This is a genomic window from Veillonella sp. ACP1, from assembly GCF_000286635.1.
GTDB classification, from domain to species: domain Bacteria; phylum Bacillota; class Negativicutes; order Veillonellales; family Veillonellaceae; genus Veillonella; species Veillonella atypica.
Window position 1 is genome coordinate 250,035 of sequence record NZ_ALKL01000010.1, and the last position, 17,071, is coordinate 267,105.

Sequence of the window (17,071 nt, forward strand, 5' to 3'; positions counted from 1 at the left end):
TCGGCAGATTTTAGTATAAGGATTTATATTTCATCCAGTTAGTTTTTGCCATTTCTTTAAGTTCCGTACCACGTCCATCAAGGATGGCGTTGATCAAGTATTTACTAAATCCTTTTGCTTGTTGGTATGCAATTTTTGGAGGCATAGCAAGTTCTTGTTTATCAACACGGACATTGATAATAACAGGCCCTTCATTATAGTTTAGAGCTTCCTTGATTTTTTCATCTACTTCGCTAGAGTTTGTAATGCTAATACCTTTGATACCAGCTGACTCAGCAAGTTTACCAAAATCAGGATTTACGAAGTCTGTAGCATAATCTAGGTAACCAGATGCTTTCATTTCCATGGCAATGAAGCTAAGTTCTTCATTGTTAAATACGAATACTTTCACAGGAAGATTTAATTGTTTTAATGACAACATTTCGCCCATCATCATTGTGAAACCGCCGTCCCCAGATAGGGAGATAACTTGGCGATTTGGACATGCATTTTGAGCGCCTATTGCGTGCATCATTGCATTGGCCATAGAACCGTGGTTGTAGGATCCAATGATACGACGTTTGCCATTTGTTTTGACATGGCGTGCTGTCCAGATAACAGGAGTACCCACATCGAATGTAAAGATGGCATCATCAGCAGCCAATTTATTAAGACGATTTACGAAATATTGAGGGTGAATTGCTACGCCATCAGGTTCAGCAACAGCATAGCTGTCCAAATCATTGCGGAATTTAGTGTATGCTTTACGAACGGTATCGATGAATTCTGTATCATCTCGTTGTGTAAGGTGAGGGAGTAGTTCGTGTAATGTATCTTTCACAGAACCTATGATGCCTTGTGTTAATGGAACGCGTGCACCTAGGGCGGATGGATTAATGTCTACTTGAATTACCTTAGCATTTTCAGGATAGAATGGACGATAAGGGAAATCGGTACCTAACATGATTAGTGTATCGCATTGCTCAATAGCACGGTAACCGGATGTATAACCAAGCAAACCTGTCATGCCGACATCATAAGGATTATCCCACTCAACCCATTCTTTGCCTCTGAAAGCATGTACAACAGGGGCTTGTAATTTAGTAGCAAGTTCAACCACTTCGTCATGTGCACCGGCACAACCAGCACCACAGAAAAGTGTAATGCGTTTGCCATTGGTTATATGTTGGACCATTTCAAGAATATCCTCTGATTGAGGAATTACGCGTGGCAATTTAGGCGCATGCCATGTAGGTAATTCATCAATTTCTGTTTCCATAACGGCCACATCACCAGGTAGAACGATTACGGCTACATCGCGATTGCCAACTGCGGCATTCATGGCGCGGAATAGGATTTCAGGCATTTGCTTTGGATTAGAAACGAGTTCACAGAAACAAGAGCACTCTTTAAATAAATTTTCTGGATGTGTTTCTTGGAAATAGTTGAGACCGACTTCGGATTGTGGAATATGAGAGGCAATAGCGAGCACTGGTACACGATTGCGATGACAATCAAATAGACCATTGATCAAATGGAGATTACCAGGGCCAGAGCTACCAGCACATACGGTTAATTTACCTGTTAATAGAGCCTCTGCACCAGCAGCGAAGGCTGCAGATTCTTCGTGGCGCACATGTTCAAATTGAATTTTTCCATTACGACGTAAACTATCGTTTACCGAGTTTAAACTATCCCCAGTAATACCATAAATTCTTTCAATACCTGCGTTAGCTAATACTTCTATGAGTACATCTGATATACGTTTTTTTGCCATATTATCACCTCTATATGATAATTAATGTTATTTAAAAATATAATTCATTGTATACTATAAATAGTAGTATCTTATGATTGCATATTATGTGACTTTTATCACAATATATTGTATACATCACAAAATTAGTTCAATTTCTAAAAGTGCTATATAATTGAGATGGATATTAATAAGTTTTCTCATATACAAATGTATAATCTTGCGAAAGTATCATAAAAGTGGTACTATAAACATATAAATTAATATGATAAGTCTTTGGGGATAGGTGAAATTCCTTACCGGCGGTGATAGTCCGCGAGCTATATGGCATGAATCGGTGCAATTCCGATACCGACAGTAGAGTCTGGATGAGAAAAGACAATAGCACATATATTTCGTATGTGTATATATGATGACCCAAGGACTATGTTTATAGTCCTTTTTTTATTGAGGTATTATGATGAACGACGAATTATATATGAAGCGTGCCATTTGTCTTGCAAAAATGGCAACTGGACATACATCGCCCAATCCCTTGGTTGGTGCCGTCGTAGTAAAAAATAATACAATAGTTGGCGAAGGGTATCACCATAAGGCTGGTGAGGCCCATGCGGAAGTGCATGCTTTAGATGCCGCGGGAGACAATGCTAGGGGGGCTACCTTATATGTAACCCTTGAGCCTTGTGCTCATTATGGTAAGACCCCGCCATGTGCAAAGCGTGTCGTTGAATCTGGTATTGCTCGCGTTGTGATTGGTAGTACCGATCCAAATCCACTAGTGGCTGGTAAGGGCATTCAAATTCTTACTGAGGCAGGTATAGAGGTAACTACAGATGTATGTGTGGATGAATGTATTCAGTTGAATGAACAGTTCTTTACATTTATTCAAACACATAAACCGTTTGTAACCATAAAAAGTGCTATGTCCCTAGATGGTAAAATTGCTACTTTCACAGGTCAATCTCAATGGATTACGAATGAAAGTTCCCGTAAGGACGGACATATATTGCGAGCGTCTCATGATGCGATGCTTGTTGGTATTGGGACCATCTTGGCTGATGATCCATTGCTTAATTGTAGGCTCACTAGAGATGAATTATATGAAGCACTTATCAACAGACACGATGTATCGATAGATAATACATTAGAGGTGCATCAGCCAGATATTATTATTTTGGATAGTCAGGGGCGTACGCCAACGGATGCAAAGGTATTTACGATACCAAATCGTAAGGTTATCATTTATGTAGCGAAAGGTTGTCCAGAGCAGCGTAGAATTGCTTTGGCTAATGTTGGAGCGATTGTAGAGGAACTCCCAACAAAATCGGTGCGTCAAGGACGTACCACTGATGTAGCTATAGATATTAAGAAGATAGATATTCAAGCGTGTTTGGAACATCTTGGGGAACAAGAATACACATCAGTGCTTGTTGAAGGTGGTTCCACCATTATCAGTTCCTTTGTTGAATCGTTGGCCTTTGATAAAATTGTTACCTATATAGGCAATCTTGTCATAGGGGGCGCGAATAGTACATCTGCTGTAGGTGGTACCGGTTTTGCTACATTATATGAGGCGCCTACACTCGAATTTGCTAGTTCGCGAATACTAGATAATAATATTCGTATTGAATCCTATCGTTTAGGAAGGGAGGGCTCCTATGTTTACAGGCATCGTTGAAGAAGTTGGCAAAATAGTAAACGTTAAAAAGGGTGCCCAATCATTATTCTTGACAATCGGTGGCAATACAATTTTTGACGATTTAAAAATTGGCGATTCTGTAGCGGTTAATGGCGTTTGTTTAACTGCCACATCTATTGGAAATCACCAATTTACTGCAGATGTTATGCCGGAGTCAATAAGTATGACGACGTTTACCAATTTAAAGGTAAATCAACCCGTTAATCTCGAACGCGCTATGGCTGCTAATGGAAGGTTTGGAGGTCATATTGTAGCTGGTCATGTGGATGGTACAGGTCGCATCGTCAATATGAAACGAACAGATAATGCCATTGTTTTCACTATTTCTGCTCCAAAATCGATTATGGATTACGTCATTTATAAAGGATCTATTACAATCGATGGCATTAGCTTAACGATTATGGAGAGAACAGAATCGACATTTTCCGTATCTATTATTCCACATACATTAAGCGAAACTGTGCTCGGACATGCGTCGATTGGTACAGAGGTAAATTTAGAAACAGATATTACAGGCCGTTATATTCGTCATTTTATGACTTTAGATGAGCCTACACATACAAGTAAGTCCCAAAAATCCATGGAATCTCTATTAGTAGAGAACGGATTTATGTAAAAGGAGGAGTTATCTCCATGAATTATACATTGAATACAATTGAAGAAGTTCTTCAAGATATGAAAGTTGGTAAACCTGTTATTATCGTTGATGATGAAAGTCGCGAAAATGAAGGGGATTTAATTATCGCTGCAGAGTTTGCTACTCAAGAAAACATTAATTTCTTTGTTAAATATGCACGTGGTATCGTGTGCACTCCAATGAGACGAGAAGCTTTGGAACGCCTTGGTATTCCTGCAATGGTTACAAAGAATACGGATAATCATGAAACAGCATTTACTGTTACCGTTGACCATGTAGATACAACTACAGGTGTTTCTCCTGCAGAACGGGCGTATACGATTCAAAAACTATTGGATCCTAATGCAAAACCTGCTGATTTCCGTCGCCCTGGTCATGTTTTCCCATTGGTATATAAAGAAGGTGGCGTTCTCGTACGCCAAGGTCATACTGAAGCATCTGTTGACCTTTGTCGTCTTGCTGGTTTGCAAGAGGCTGCTGTTATCTGTGAAATCACTAAAGATGATGGTGATATGGCACGTTTACCGGATCTAATCGAATTTGCTAAGGAACATGATTTGAAAATTGCGTCTGTAGCTGAACTCATTGAATATCGCAAACAACATGAAGATATGATCGGATTAGGCGCTTGTTCCAAATTACCAACAAAATTTGGTGATTTCAATATCTTCGTATTTAAAAATGATTTAGATCATAAAGAGCATCTGGCAATTGTTAAGGGCGATGTACAAGATTGTGAAGATGTACTTGTACGTATTCACTCCGAATGTTTAACAGGGGATGTATTTGGTTCTAAACGTTGCGATTGTGGTGAACAATTAGAAAATGCACTACGGTCCATCGAAAAAGAGGGCAAAGGCGTTGTAGTCTATATGCGTCAAGAAGGTCGTGGTATTGGCTTAACCAATAAAATTAAAGCCTATGCATTACAAGAACAAGGCCTTGATACAGTAGAGGCGAATGAACAATTAGGTTTCCCTGCAGATATGCGTGAGTATTCTTTAGCGGCTCAAATTATTCGATTCTTAGGTATTAAGAGTATCCGTTTATTGACGAATAACCCTGAAAAACGCCATGGATTAGAACATTGGGGTGTTGATGTACACAAACGTGTACCTCTTATTATTCCTGCTAACAAATTTAATGCAGGCTATTTAAAAACAAAAGAAGAAAAAATGGGACATATGTTAGAAGACTAATTTTTCTTTCGTTATATAGACATTTAATCTAAATTCATAGGAGGCTATAACATGATGGTTCAAGAAGGTAATTTGGTTGGTACTGGTAAGAAATTTGCCATTATTGGTTCACGTTTCAATGAGTTCATTACATCTAAATTAATTGGTGGCGCAGAAGATTGCTTATTGCGTCATGATGTTAAACAAGAAGATATTACAGTCATTTGGGTTCCTGGTGCCTATGAAATTCCTTTGATTGCAAAAAAAGCAGCTTTATCTGGTCGTTATGATGCTGTTATTTGTGTAGGTGCAGTTATTCGTGGGGCTACTACACATTATGACTATGTTTGTAATGAAGTGGCAAAAGGTATTGCTCACGTTTCTTTAGAAACCGGTATCCCTGTTATGTTCGGTGTAGTAACAACTGAAAATATTGAACAAGCTATCGAACGTGCTGGTACAAAAGCGGGTAATAAAGGTTACGATTGCGCTATGGGGGCTATTGAAATGGTTAATCTTATCGATCAAATCTAAATTAACCTTTGAAAACACTCGGTATCGTATGATACTGAGTGTTTTTTATATCGAAAATATGTTCTTTTACTAGAAAAGATACTTAAACAAACATATGTTCCTGCATAATGGAAAATATACATATATCATGCTATACTATATAGGCACTAAAGAGTGTAATACATAATAATTTGATTATATAAGGAATGATTGAATGGATTATATAAAACGTTTTACTACCCGTGAAGGAGTTCGTATGTCAATAGCCGTTACAACGGATACGGTAGAGACCGCGCGCGTACGTCATGATTTATGGCCAGTCGCAACAGCTGCTCTAGGACGTGCCATGACGGGTGCTCTATTATTGGCGGGTGATTTTAAAAATCACGAGAATGTAAGTCTTCGCATTAAAGGTGATGGCCCACTCGGTGTTGTACATGTCGATGCATTTTCTGATAATACTGTTCGCGGTTATGTAGATGAGCCACATGTGGATGTGCCTTTAAAACGTGCTGGAAAACTCGACGTAGGTGCTGCTGTCGGCCACCATGGGGAAGTACAAGTTACAAGATTTACTAAATTGGCCCAAGACTATACATCGACTAGTCCTATTCAAAGTGGTGAAGTAGCAGAGGATTTAGCGTACTATCTCTATACATCTGAACAGGTGCCATCTACTATTAGCCTAGGCGTTCTCGTAGACCCTGATTACCATACAATTGTAGCGGGTGGTTTTATCGTTCAAGCTTTACCTGATGCTACCGATGTTGCATTGGCTATGGTGGAAAAAAATATCAACGAATTAGGACCTGTTACAGAATATTTAAAAGATTACCCAGATGGTAAAGGCCTTGTTGAAAAAGTACTAGATGGGCTTACTGTTAACGAAGTCTATAATGAACCAGTATCTTTTAAATGTCGTTGTAGTCGGGATCGATTCGCTGGCGTTCTTATGACATTGCGTGAAGATGATAAGAAATCTCTCTTAGAAGATGAAAGAACAGAACTAGTTTGTCATTACTGTAATGAAAAATATCATTTCTCAAAAAAAGAACTAGAAGATATGTTCACGCCTAAAGGGCCAATTCAATAATAGGACTTTTTCTATAGATTGTTTTATCATTATGTGCGACAATATAAAGATAGAGTATTTTTAATAGGAGGCAACTATGAGTGTAATCGGTGTTATTGGCGGAACCGGTGTTTATGATCCGTCTATATTTGAAAATATTCATGAAGAATCCTTGATGACTCCTTATGGAGAGATTGATTATGTACAAGGAACATATAAAGGTAAAACTGTAATTTTTGTGGCTCGTCATGGTAAGGATCATACGATTCCTCCACATAAAATTAATTATCGTGCCAATATTTGGGGCCTAAAAAAGCTAGGTGTTAAATTTATTATTTCTACAACTGCCGTAGGTTCTTTGAATAAGAATTTTGAGCCTGGTCACTTTGTCTTAACAGATCAATTCCTTGATTTTACAAAAAATCGCGTCACTACATTCTATGAAGGTGGCGATCGTCCGGTAGCACATTTAGATGTGACAAATCCATATTGCCCTGAGCTTCGTCAAATCATTGAATCTGTAGGTAAAGAACAAAAATTGTCTATTCATAATGGTGGCACCTATGTATGTACAGAAGGCCCACGTTTTGAAACACCAGCTGAGATTAAGATGTTCCACATGCTTGGTGGTGATACGGTAGGTATGACGAATGTACCAGAAGTCAATCTTGCAAACGAAGCAGAAATGGCATACACAACAATCTCCATGATTACGAACTACGCCGCTGGCATTTCTGAAAATGCCCTTACTCACAGTGAAGTAGTTGAAATGATGGGTGAAATGGCATCTCAATTAAAAGCTCTTATCTTAGGTACAATTGAGGCCATTGATATGAATGCAGACTACGCTGCCCATCATCGTATGGCTGAATACGGCGGCTTTAAATTATAAGAGATTTTATCCATTTGGACACGACAATGTGGAGGGAGGTCTCATGAACAATATTGAATGGCGTGATGGTACGCTCATTTTATTAGATCAAACAAAATTGCCGACTCAGGTAGAATATATACATTGTACCGATTGGCGACGAGTGGCAGAGGCGATTAAGATGCTTCGTGTCCGTGGAGCGCCTGCTATCGGCGTCGCTGCTGGGTATGGCCTTATCCTAGCGGCTGATGAGGCAAATCGCTTAGAGGTTCCTTTTTCTGAACAGCTATCAGCTTTTTATGAGTGGAGTGAAGAATTAAAAGAAACTCGACCGACGGCGATTAATTTAGCTTGGGCTGTTAATCGTATTATAGCTATTGTGAAAGCTAATCCATTTACGTCTATGGATGAAATTGTAGACCGCATCACGCAAGAGGCTATTGCTATACATACAGAGGATGTTGAGCTCAATACACGCATGGCTATTAATGGCGCCTCTTTATTTAAAGGAAAACAGAATTTACGAATTTTAACACATTGTAATGCTGGTGCTTTGGCTACTGGTGGGCTTGGTACTGCACTCGGTGTGATTCGTAAACTACATGAACAGGGCCAATTGGAAATGGTGTACGCCGACGAAACGCGCCCTTTATTACAAGGTGCTCGTTTAACGGCTTTTGAACTCCATGAAGATGGTATTCCTGTTACATTAGAGACAGACAATATGGCGGCCTATGCAATGCAACAAGGTTTAATCGATGCTATTATCGTTGGTGCCGATCGTATTACAACAGAAGGTGATATAGCCAACAAAATTGGTACCTATGGATTAGCAGTACTTGCAAAATTCCATAATATTCCATTTTATGTGGCTGCTCCATATAGTACATTTGACTTTACACTCAAAGATGGTAAGGACATTCCTATTGAAATGCGTGCTGATGATGAAGTATTGTCATTCCAAGGTGTGCCATCTGCACCTACAGGTATTCATGTATTAAATCCTGCTTTTGATGTAACACCTCATGGACTAGTAACAGCTATTATTACTGAAGAAGGTGTATTAACACCGAACTATCAAGAGTCTATTGCTCGTTTACAATCCGTTGTTGAAAACAAATAGATTTCACAATGGGGTTATATAAATACTTATCATTTTGAAGTAAGTTCTTTCCATAACTTGTATATAATTTATTAATTTACAAATGAAGGGGTACATATGCAATCATTAATTAAAGATATTAATCTCGCTGCTGAAGGCCGTAAAAAAATTGAATGGGTTTCTAATTTTATGCCTACATTAAATACATTGGGTGACCGTTTTGAAAAAGAACAAACTTTCAAAGGTCAAACAATTGTTGTTTCCGTTCACTTGGAAGCTAAAACTGCATACCTTGCAACCGTTTTAAAACGCGGTGGTGCTGATGTTATCGTTACTGGTTCTAATCCTCTTTCTACACAAGATGATGTAGCAGCAGGCCTTGTTGATATGGGTCTTACTGTATATGCTTGGTACGATTGTACCGATGAAGAATATTTTATGTTCCTCAACAAAGCATTGGATCATAAACCTCATATTATCATCGATGACGGTGGGGATCTCGTTAACTTATTACACACAACACGTACTGATGCAAAAGAACGTTTGTTAGGTGGTAGTGAAGAAACTACAACAGGTGTTCATCGTTTATATGCCTTAGAACATGCTAAACAATTAACATTCCCTATGATTGCTGTTAATGATTCTAACTGCAAATACTTATTCGATAACCGCTATGGTACAGGCCAATCCGTATGGGATGGTATTATGCGTACTACAAATCTTACAGTAGCAGGTAAAAATGTTGTTGTCGCTGGTTATGGCTGGTGCGGTAAAGGCGTTGCCATGCGCGCTAAAGGCTTAGGTGCCCACGTATTTGTTACAGAAGTTGACCCTATTAAAGCTATTGAAGCAGTATTCGATGGTTTTACTGTATTACCTATGATAGAAGCTGCTAAAATCGGTGATATCTTCTGTACGGTAACAGGCTGTAAAGATGTTATCGTAAAAGAACATTACGAAGTAATGAAAGATAAAGCTGTTCTTTGTAACGCGGGTCACTTTGACTGCGAAGTTAATGTTCATGATTTAGAACAAGTTGCAGTTAGCCATGAACATGTTCGTCAAAATATTGAAGGCTATACAATGTCTGATGGTCGCAAAATTTATGTATTGGCTGAAGGTCGTCTTGTAAACTTAGCAGCAGGCGATGGTCATCCTGCTGAAATCATGGACTTGTCCTTTGCTATGCAAGCATTGGCTGCTGAACATGTATTGAACAATGGTAAAAACATGGAACCAAAAGTATATGTATTGCCTCGTGAACTTGATGAAGAAGTAGCAAAAATCAAATTGCACTCTATGGGCTACGATTTAGATACATTAACGCAAGATCAAATCGATTACTTAACAAAGGTAAACTAATATAATCTTTAACTTGAACGTATTATTAACCGAGTCTATATAGACTCGGTTATACCTATGCAAGGAGGCATTATGTCGGATTTATTAATTACCAATGTAGATGTTCTTACCGATAATGGAACATTAAAAAATCATGCCATTGAAATTGAAAATGGTTATATTACTGCTATTTTAACCGCAGAAGAAGCAAAATCTGTGCAATCAAAGGAAACAGTAGACGGTAAAGGTCAATTGGCTGCTCCAGGTCTTGTGAATACGCATACCCATATAGCGATGGGATTGTTCCGTAACTACGCTGATGACTTAGAACTTATGGATTGGCTTGAAACTGCAATTTGGCCAACGGAAGCTAAATTGAATGATGATCTTGTTAAATGGGGCACACAACTAGGTATTGCAGAGATGCTACGTTCTGGTACAACTACATTTAGCGATATGTATTTCTTTATGAACACAACAGCTGATGTGGTGAAAGAAACCGGTATTCGCGCTGTATTGTCCCGTGGTCTTGCTGGTGTTTCTCCTACAGCTGATCAAGCGCTTGTGGAAAATGCAGATTTATTCCGCACTTATCATGGTTATGATAATGACCGCATCAAGGTTCTATTAGGACCTCATGCGCCATATACTTGTCCAGATGCGTATATGGAAAAGGTTATTGCATTGTCTCATGAACTAAATTGTGGCATTCATATGCACTTGTCCGAAACTAAAGGGGAAGTGGAAAATGTTATAAAAGCGACTGGCAAGACACCAATCGCCCATATGCATGATTTAGGTTTGTTCTGGAATACTACATTGGCAGCTCACTGCGTACATGTAACAGAAGAAGATATGGCTATTATGGCTGAAAATAATGTAGCTGTAGCTCATAATCCACAATCTAACTTAAAACTGGCTAGTGGTATTGCGCCTATTCCTGAAATGATAGAAAAAGGGATTACTGTAGGTCTTGGTACAGATGGTTCTGCATCAAATAACAATGCGGATATGCTTGAAGAAGTTCGTTTAGCAGCTACTTTACATAAAGCTCGTCTCTATGATCCAAAGGCTATTCCTGCACAAGCAGCTTGGAATATGGGGACTATAGAAGGGGCCAAAGCTCTTGGTTATAATGACCTCGGTAAAATTGCAGTAGGTCAACGGGCAGATATCGTATTGTATGATGTATCTGGTATGCATTGGATGCCTCGCTATAATGATGTAGCAGCACTTGTATACTCAGCTAATAGTTCTGATGCGAATACAGTGATTGTAGCCGGTAAGGTTCTTATGAAAAATAAAGAACTATTGACTATCGATGAAGAAAAATTGCGTAGCGAAATCGGTAAGGCTCAAGAGTATTTTAAAAACTAAGATAATATACCTCATATAACGAAAACCCACTCATGATATAGTTCATAGAGTGGGTTTTGTGTTGTCTAGCGTAATACGAATTCTATTTAATCGCTTTCACCAAAAACATAGGCACTGGGATATAAAATTCATCCTCTTCGCTGTATATACGAGGACCTACAGTAGGATCAATAGATACAGAACTAGCACCCATCTTAGTGAGCAATTCTATGTCCCATTGTGGACGTGTAAAGGAAGAAATATCGAGCATATGATAAATGGTATGACAACGTTCCTTTAGTTCATTACTCACATGTTCATGTGCATGATGTACAGATTGTGGTAAATTATGATGATTACGTGCATGTTCCGCATCATAATTAAGAATTAAGCCGCCTGGACGGATAACACGCAACCATTCAGCATAGGCTTTATCTGGATGTGGTAGATTCCATGTTACATTACGAGCTACAACGATATCAAATGTATTCGTATCAAAACTTAAATTTTCAGCATCCATAACAGAGAAGGTAGCATCAGAATCTAAGGATTGGGCTAATTGCTTTGCCTCTTCAATCATATTAGGTGTGATGTCAATACCATGTACTGTATGACCCAATTCAGAGAGAATAATACTGAAAAAGCCTGCACCACAACCAATATCTAAAATACGTAAAGAACGGTCAGAATCAAAAATATGACTCATTAACTCATCACGCCATAGTTTAAGTTTAGGGCTTTCTAATTCTTTAGCTCGTAAAGAGCCAAAATCACGAGCACGGTCACTCCAATAGGAGGTAATAAACTTTTTATCATCCTTCATAGGATGATTTTTTTCAAATATATCATTCATTTTTTCTGTTCTCCTCATTTTTAATACACTTAATAGTACCATAAAATGAGAATGTACCATACTAAAAATATCACACTTACTCCATAAATAATTAATTTTGAGTATGATATAATACATCTATATTTTTGTTTTATGAAAGGACAGGACAATGATTTTACAGACGGGACAGCGTACGGATATTCCTGCCTTTTATGGGCAATGGTTAATTAATCGCGTCCGCCAAGGATTTGTAGATGTACGCAATCCCTATAATCCGATACAGATAACACGATATCCTATCAATCATGAGGTTGTAGATGGTATTGCGTTTTGTACGAAGAATCCGTTGCCTTTTATTCCGCTCTTACATGAAATAAATGATTATAGACAGTATTGGCATATGACTATAACTCCATATGGAGCAGATATAGAGACTAATGTACCACAAGTGGATTTAGTAATAGACGGATTTAAACGAATATCTACAAAATGTAATTCTCAGTCCATGGTGTGGCGTTATGATCCTATTATTTTAACTCATAACTATACAGTTGATTTTCATTTTGAAAGCTTTTATAAAATGGCTAAGTCTCTAGAAGGCTACACAGATACTGTAGTTGTCAGTTTCATAGATATATTTGATAAGGTAGCTCATAATTTTCCTGAAGGTTATAGACCGAGTTTAGATATTCAAAAGAAGATCATTAAAGAATTAGTATCTATAGCGCATTCTCATCATATGATACTTAAAACCTGTGGAGAAGGAGACGTTTTTAAAGAATTAGGTGTTAATACGGAGGGCTGTCTTACGCTAGATTGTTATGAACGTGCTTGGAACGTAAAATTAAAAGCACCGAAACGTACACCAGCTAGACCAGAGTGTAATTGTTATTTACATGGTGATATAGGTGCCTATGATACTTGTAGCCATTTTTGTCGCTATTGTTATGCTAATAGAAATCAGGCTGCAGTTCATCAAAATCGCTTATTACATGATCCGAACTCTAGCTTGCTTATAGGTACACTTTCAAAAACAGCAATTATTAAAGAGAGTGCGGAAAAAAGCTGGATTGTAGATACAAATTACACACAAGATTCTTTATTTTAAGGAGAATTATAACCTGCTTTTACGCCTATAGCGTTGACGTATCGTGTAAAATATAGACAAAAGGAGTTGGGTCACCTCAAGAATATAAGAGGGTGTAAAGCCTATTTTTTGTTTATTGTTTTATTATTACAAGGAGGTGGAGTATGATCACCTATAAGAATGAAAGTAAAGATTCATTACAATCACTAGAATCATCTATGCCAGTTCTTGCTATGTGTTATGATTTTGATAAGACCTTAACACCTGATGATATGCAGGCACAAGGCTTTATCCAATCTGTTGGCTATGATGAAGAGCAAATCAAACAGTTCTGGCAAGAATCTAATCAACTGGCTAAGAAAAATGATATGGATAATAATTTGGCTTATATGTACAAGATGATTCAAGAAGCAGTGGGCCGTTTTTATATAACTCGAGAAAAGCTTATGGAATATGGGAATCAAGTGGAACTATATGAAGGTGTTCGCACTTGGTTTGAACGTATTCGTGAATATGGTTTAGAACACGGTGTACGCATTGAACATTACATCATATCTTCTGGCTTAAAAGAGATGATTGAAGGCACTGAAATGGCAAAAAATGGGGCTTTCAAAAAAATCTATGCCAGCGCATTTATGTTTGACGATAAAGGCGTAGCCGTCTGGCCTGCACAAGCCATCAATTACACGAATAAAACCCAGTTCTTATTCCGTATACAAAAAGGTGTATTAGATATAAATGATCCCGGTGTAAACGATTATATCCGTCCGGAAGAACAACGTGTACCGTTCCGCAACATGATTTATATAGGTGATAGTGATACAGATATCCCTTGCATGAGCCTTGTCAATGTCAATGGAGGGCATTCAATCGGTGTATATGATCCAGATAGCAAGAATAAAGATAAAGTATATAAAATGATGCAACATCATCGAATTCGTTATTACGCACAAGCAGATTATACAGATGGATCCGATTTAGACACTGTAGTTAAACAAATCATTCAAAAAACAGCAGCTTATGAGGCGCTAGAACAACAATATGTACGTAATAAGCATGAAGCAGAATCACATAGATAGGAGTTTCTATAATGAATACACAGGATATATCAAAAGAATGGATAGACACATTTAATCATCTCGGCAGTGAGGGGAAATTAAAAGCACCTGTTGATTATCATGCCATATTCGAAGTTGATGAACTATTTGGTAAAAAACTATATACATTGCCGATGGGATATATAACTTTACCAACAGGTCGTATTTTTGCGTGTGATCCATTAACACATTTAGCTGCCGTTGATAATAAGACATATATACGTACCGTAGAACCAGGAACATATCCAATAGAAACAAAAGTAGTTGAACTAGATACAGATTATTATCGTTATGTATTAACAAGAGTTTTATTTAAGAATACAAAACCTGTACAATATGAGTTAGCCCTTAAAGGTCATGAGGATTTAAGCGAGTTAGAAGATGATGAAAGTTATATTGGTTTTCCTGTAGATGCAGGATTGGCCACCATTGTTGATGAAGCAACTGTAACTGCGTATAGAGAATTTGACCGTCATTGGTATGAACAACATCCTAATGGCAATATTTATGATGATTACTTTGACGAGCTATTTAAATTAAATGCTATCGCTTATCCAAAATTTCAACGTCCAGGTGGCGATTGGATTAACTTTAAAATACCAAACACCGATTTGTATGTACCGATGATACAATCTGGATTTGGTGATGGTTTATATCCTGTATATTGGGCTTTTGATGAAGCCGGAGATATATGCCAAATTATTATTGAATTTATAAGCTGTAGCTCTAATGAGTAGTAATAAAAATAGTATATAGATCTATGGATATAAAAATAAGGCGCTTAGCAATGCTAGGCGCCTTTAATGTATTAATTTTATATTTGATTATTAGATGCCAAAAATCCAGTTAATAACTACACGTAAACAACTGAGACCTACAACGATTTCTGCAAGAAAACGCAAGGAATGTTCCATGCCATTTCCGAGATTTTTTAAACTGCCAATTTTAGCTTTACTTACGATATCACACCAGCACATATAGTAATCCTCCCTTGAGAGTTAATATGAGAAATATACATAGTTTATATGACTATTTTACAACTATATTCGATAAATTTCAATATAGAAAATAAAAATTATGATAAAATAATAATAATTATTATTGTGTTATATAAAAGAGGGTATATTTTATGAGGAGAATTTTTATTGCTTTAGCAATACTTCTTGCACTAGGCAATACGGCTGAAGCTAAAAACTATATTACGTTAGAATCGCCATCAGGAAATACAATTGTTGATGAAACAGGTAAGTGGATTTTAGGTCCTTATAAAGATTTACATGTAAATTATATTATTGACTTTGGAGAGAGGTATGCGTACGCTTCATTTTATGATAATAGTCAGAAACGCTATATAAATTTAAATACGATGGTTTATTTACCGGCAGGATATGATTACGAGTTTTCTTATGAGTATGTAAAGGCTTTGACAAAGGGTGGATTTAAGTTAGTAAAGTCTGATGGTACATATGCTATAAATGATGTTGTTAGTGCTTATAATTATTGTTCGGATAATTTAATATACGGTAAAAAGGGTGAGTTTTGGTATCTTTATAATATAAGTACAGGTTCATTAGTTATAGATAATCCTATTACAAGTACATGGGAAAATGTAAATAAATATTATAATGGATCTGGAGCGGTTGTACTATTAAAAATAGAGACAGCAGACGGATATGTCAAATATGTAACTAATGATGGTATAGAAATAGATGAGGATACTGCGATTCATAATATAAATAAATATAATTATGAACTCATGGATGGTGCTGGTACTGGAGATGGAGAAGGAAATGGTTATAATGGAATTAGATATAGTCGAGAACCATCTACTCAATTCATACCATTTGCCATTGTTGATAAAAAAGGGAAAACTTTATATGGTATTAGATTATCGAATGATAATGTATTAATTGCTCCTAAATACAATTATATAGAACCTTTAGGAGATGATTTTAAGTATTTTATTGCAACGGATAAACATAATAAATATGGTATTATAAATGTTGTAGACCAAGTAGTCATACCATTTAAATATGATTCCTGTAAAAGATTAAGTGATCGTAGCTTTGTGTTAAAAACAGCTGAAAAATCTTATATTTTTAATGCAGAAAGTGAAATATTAGTTGATAAGGCTTATGATACGATTGACACATCAAAACCAATTTATATGATTGATAAATTTACTGTAGCCACATTAGAAAATAAAAAATATATAATTGATTCTAATGATGGTCATATAATATTAACATTGCCAGAAACAATTGATGATATCACGGCGTATTATGATAATTTATATGTAGTTAAATCTGGTAATACATATGGTCTTATGAATAGGTATGGTAAAATTTTAGTTAATCCTGAGTTTAATAAAGTTACTATTGATGAGCCTAAATTTAATAACTATATGAAATACTTATCGGAACATGATGATTAATTTATTGTAAAAAATAAACTAGCTTATAGAAATATAGGCTAGTTTTTCTTTTTACCTTATTACTTCCGATAACGATAATTTATCGGAAGTAATTATACACATAAAAATTGGGCCTAA

Annotated in this window: 16 protein-coding genes and 1 riboswitch; of the genes, 13 read left to right on the forward strand and 3 right to left on the reverse strand. The window is 36.9% G+C overall.

Annotated features, from left to right (window positions below):
* Positions 1 to 10 precede the first annotated feature (10 nt).
* Positions 11 to 1,756: a ubiquinone-dependent pyruvate dehydrogenase gene (gene poxB, locus HMPREF1151_RS04315; RefSeq protein ID WP_009661056.1), complete on the reverse strand. Its 1,746-nt coding sequence runs from the start codon at positions 1,754 to 1,756 to the stop codon at positions 11 to 13.
* A gap of 247 nt (positions 1,757 to 2,003) precedes the next feature.
* Positions 2,004 to 2,119, forward strand: a riboswitch (FMN riboswitch).
* A 73-nt stretch (positions 2,120 to 2,192) separates the two neighbouring features.
* On the opposite strand from poxB, the gene ribD reads away from it, so the two are divergent.
* The 9 genes from ribD to HMPREF1151_RS04360 all read left to right on the forward strand — a co-directional run bounded on the left by ribD (position 2,193) and on the right by HMPREF1151_RS04360 (position 11,525).
* Positions 2,193 to 3,413 carry a bifunctional diaminohydroxyphosphoribosylaminopyrimidine deaminase/5-amino-6-(5-phosphoribosylamino)uracil reductase RibD gene (gene ribD, locus HMPREF1151_RS04320; protein ID WP_009661295.1) on the forward strand — a complete coding sequence of 407 codons (1,221 nt, stop codon included), beginning with the start codon at positions 2,193 to 2,195 and terminating at the stop codon, positions 3,411 to 3,413.
* The gene (locus HMPREF1151_RS04325; RefSeq protein ID WP_009661222.1) at positions 3,394 to 4,050 is read left to right on the forward strand and encodes a riboflavin synthase; all 657 of its coding nucleotides are present in this window, start codon (positions 3,394 to 3,396) and stop codon (positions 4,048 to 4,050) included. The genes ribD and HMPREF1151_RS04325 overlap by 20 nt, the downstream gene beginning before the upstream one ends.
* Before the next feature lie 17 nt (positions 4,051 to 4,067).
* Entirely contained in the window at positions 4,068 to 5,270 is a 1,203-nt protein-coding gene (locus HMPREF1151_RS04330) for a bifunctional 3,4-dihydroxy-2-butanone-4-phosphate synthase/GTP cyclohydrolase II (protein ID WP_009661156.1), read from the forward strand.
* Between the two features lie 51 nt (positions 5,271 to 5,321).
* Positions 5,322 to 5,783, forward strand: coding sequence for a 6,7-dimethyl-8-ribityllumazine synthase (ribE, locus tag HMPREF1151_RS04335; RefSeq protein ID WP_005377561.1), 462 nt, complete (start codon positions 5,322 to 5,324; stop codon positions 5,781 to 5,783).
* 193 nt (positions 5,784 to 5,976) lie between these two features.
* Positions 5,977 to 6,855: an Hsp33 family molecular chaperone HslO gene (gene hslO, locus HMPREF1151_RS04340; RefSeq protein ID WP_038141262.1), complete on the forward strand. Its 879-nt coding sequence runs from the start codon at positions 5,977 to 5,979 to the stop codon at positions 6,853 to 6,855.
* A gap of 76 nt (positions 6,856 to 6,931) precedes the next feature.
* Positions 6,932 to 7,726: an S-methyl-5'-thioadenosine phosphorylase gene (mtnP, locus tag HMPREF1151_RS04345; protein ID WP_009661207.1), complete on the forward strand. Its 795-nt coding sequence runs from the start codon at positions 6,932 to 6,934 to the stop codon at positions 7,724 to 7,726.
* Between the two features lie 43 nt (positions 7,727 to 7,769).
* Positions 7,770 to 8,828, forward strand: coding sequence for an S-methyl-5-thioribose-1-phosphate isomerase (gene mtnA / locus HMPREF1151_RS04350; protein WP_009661266.1), 1,059 nt, complete (start codon positions 7,770 to 7,772; stop codon positions 8,826 to 8,828).
* Positions 8,829 to 8,924: 96 nt separating this feature from the next.
* Complete coding sequence (locus tag HMPREF1151_RS04355; protein ID WP_009661185.1) at positions 8,925 to 10,169, forward strand: adenosylhomocysteinase; 1,245 nt, start codon at positions 8,925 to 8,927, stop codon at positions 10,167 to 10,169.
* A gap of 72 nt (positions 10,170 to 10,241) precedes the next feature.
* Positions 10,242 to 11,525, forward strand: a complete 1,284-nt coding sequence (locus tag HMPREF1151_RS04360; RefSeq protein WP_009661132.1) for an amidohydrolase — start codon at positions 10,242 to 10,244, stop codon at positions 11,523 to 11,525.
* Between the two features lie 82 nt (positions 11,526 to 11,607).
* On the opposite strand, the gene HMPREF1151_RS04365 is transcribed toward HMPREF1151_RS04360, so the two are convergent.
* The gene (locus tag HMPREF1151_RS04365) at positions 11,608 to 12,357 is read right to left on the reverse strand and encodes a class I SAM-dependent methyltransferase (RefSeq protein WP_009661072.1); all 750 of its coding nucleotides are present in this window, start codon (positions 12,355 to 12,357) and stop codon (positions 11,608 to 11,610) included.
* A gap of 148 nt (positions 12,358 to 12,505) precedes the next feature.
* Between HMPREF1151_RS04365 and HMPREF1151_RS04370 the strand changes: the two genes are divergently transcribed.
* The 3 genes from HMPREF1151_RS04370 to HMPREF1151_RS04380 all read left to right on the forward strand — a co-directional run bounded on the left by HMPREF1151_RS04370 (position 12,506) and on the right by HMPREF1151_RS04380 (position 15,257).
* Positions 12,506 to 13,444, forward strand: coding sequence for a DUF1848 domain-containing protein (locus tag HMPREF1151_RS04370; protein ID WP_009661201.1), 939 nt, complete (start codon positions 12,506 to 12,508; stop codon positions 13,442 to 13,444).
* A 143-nt stretch (positions 13,445 to 13,587) separates the two neighbouring features.
* Positions 13,588 to 14,502, forward strand: coding sequence for an HAD family hydrolase (locus HMPREF1151_RS04375; protein ID WP_009661199.1), 915 nt, complete (start codon positions 13,588 to 13,590; stop codon positions 14,500 to 14,502).
* A gap of 11 nt (positions 14,503 to 14,513) precedes the next feature.
* A complete protein-coding gene (locus tag HMPREF1151_RS04380) occupies positions 14,514 to 15,257 on the forward strand; it encodes a DUF4241 domain-containing protein (RefSeq protein WP_009661071.1) in 744 nt (247 codons plus the stop codon).
* A 90-nt stretch (positions 15,258 to 15,347) separates the two neighbouring features.
* Here the strand turns inward: HMPREF1151_RS04380 and HMPREF1151_RS09830 are convergent, their stop codons facing one another.
* A complete protein-coding gene (locus tag HMPREF1151_RS09830; RefSeq protein ID WP_005377529.1) occupies positions 15,348 to 15,497 on the reverse strand; it encodes a hypothetical protein in 150 nt (49 codons plus the stop codon).
* Between the two features lie 152 nt (positions 15,498 to 15,649).
* Between HMPREF1151_RS09830 and HMPREF1151_RS04385 the strand changes: the two genes are divergently transcribed.
* Entirely contained in the window at positions 15,650 to 16,954 is a 1,305-nt protein-coding gene (locus HMPREF1151_RS04385) for a WG repeat-containing protein (RefSeq protein WP_009661223.1), read from the forward strand.
* Positions 16,955 to 17,071 lie beyond the last annotated feature (117 nt).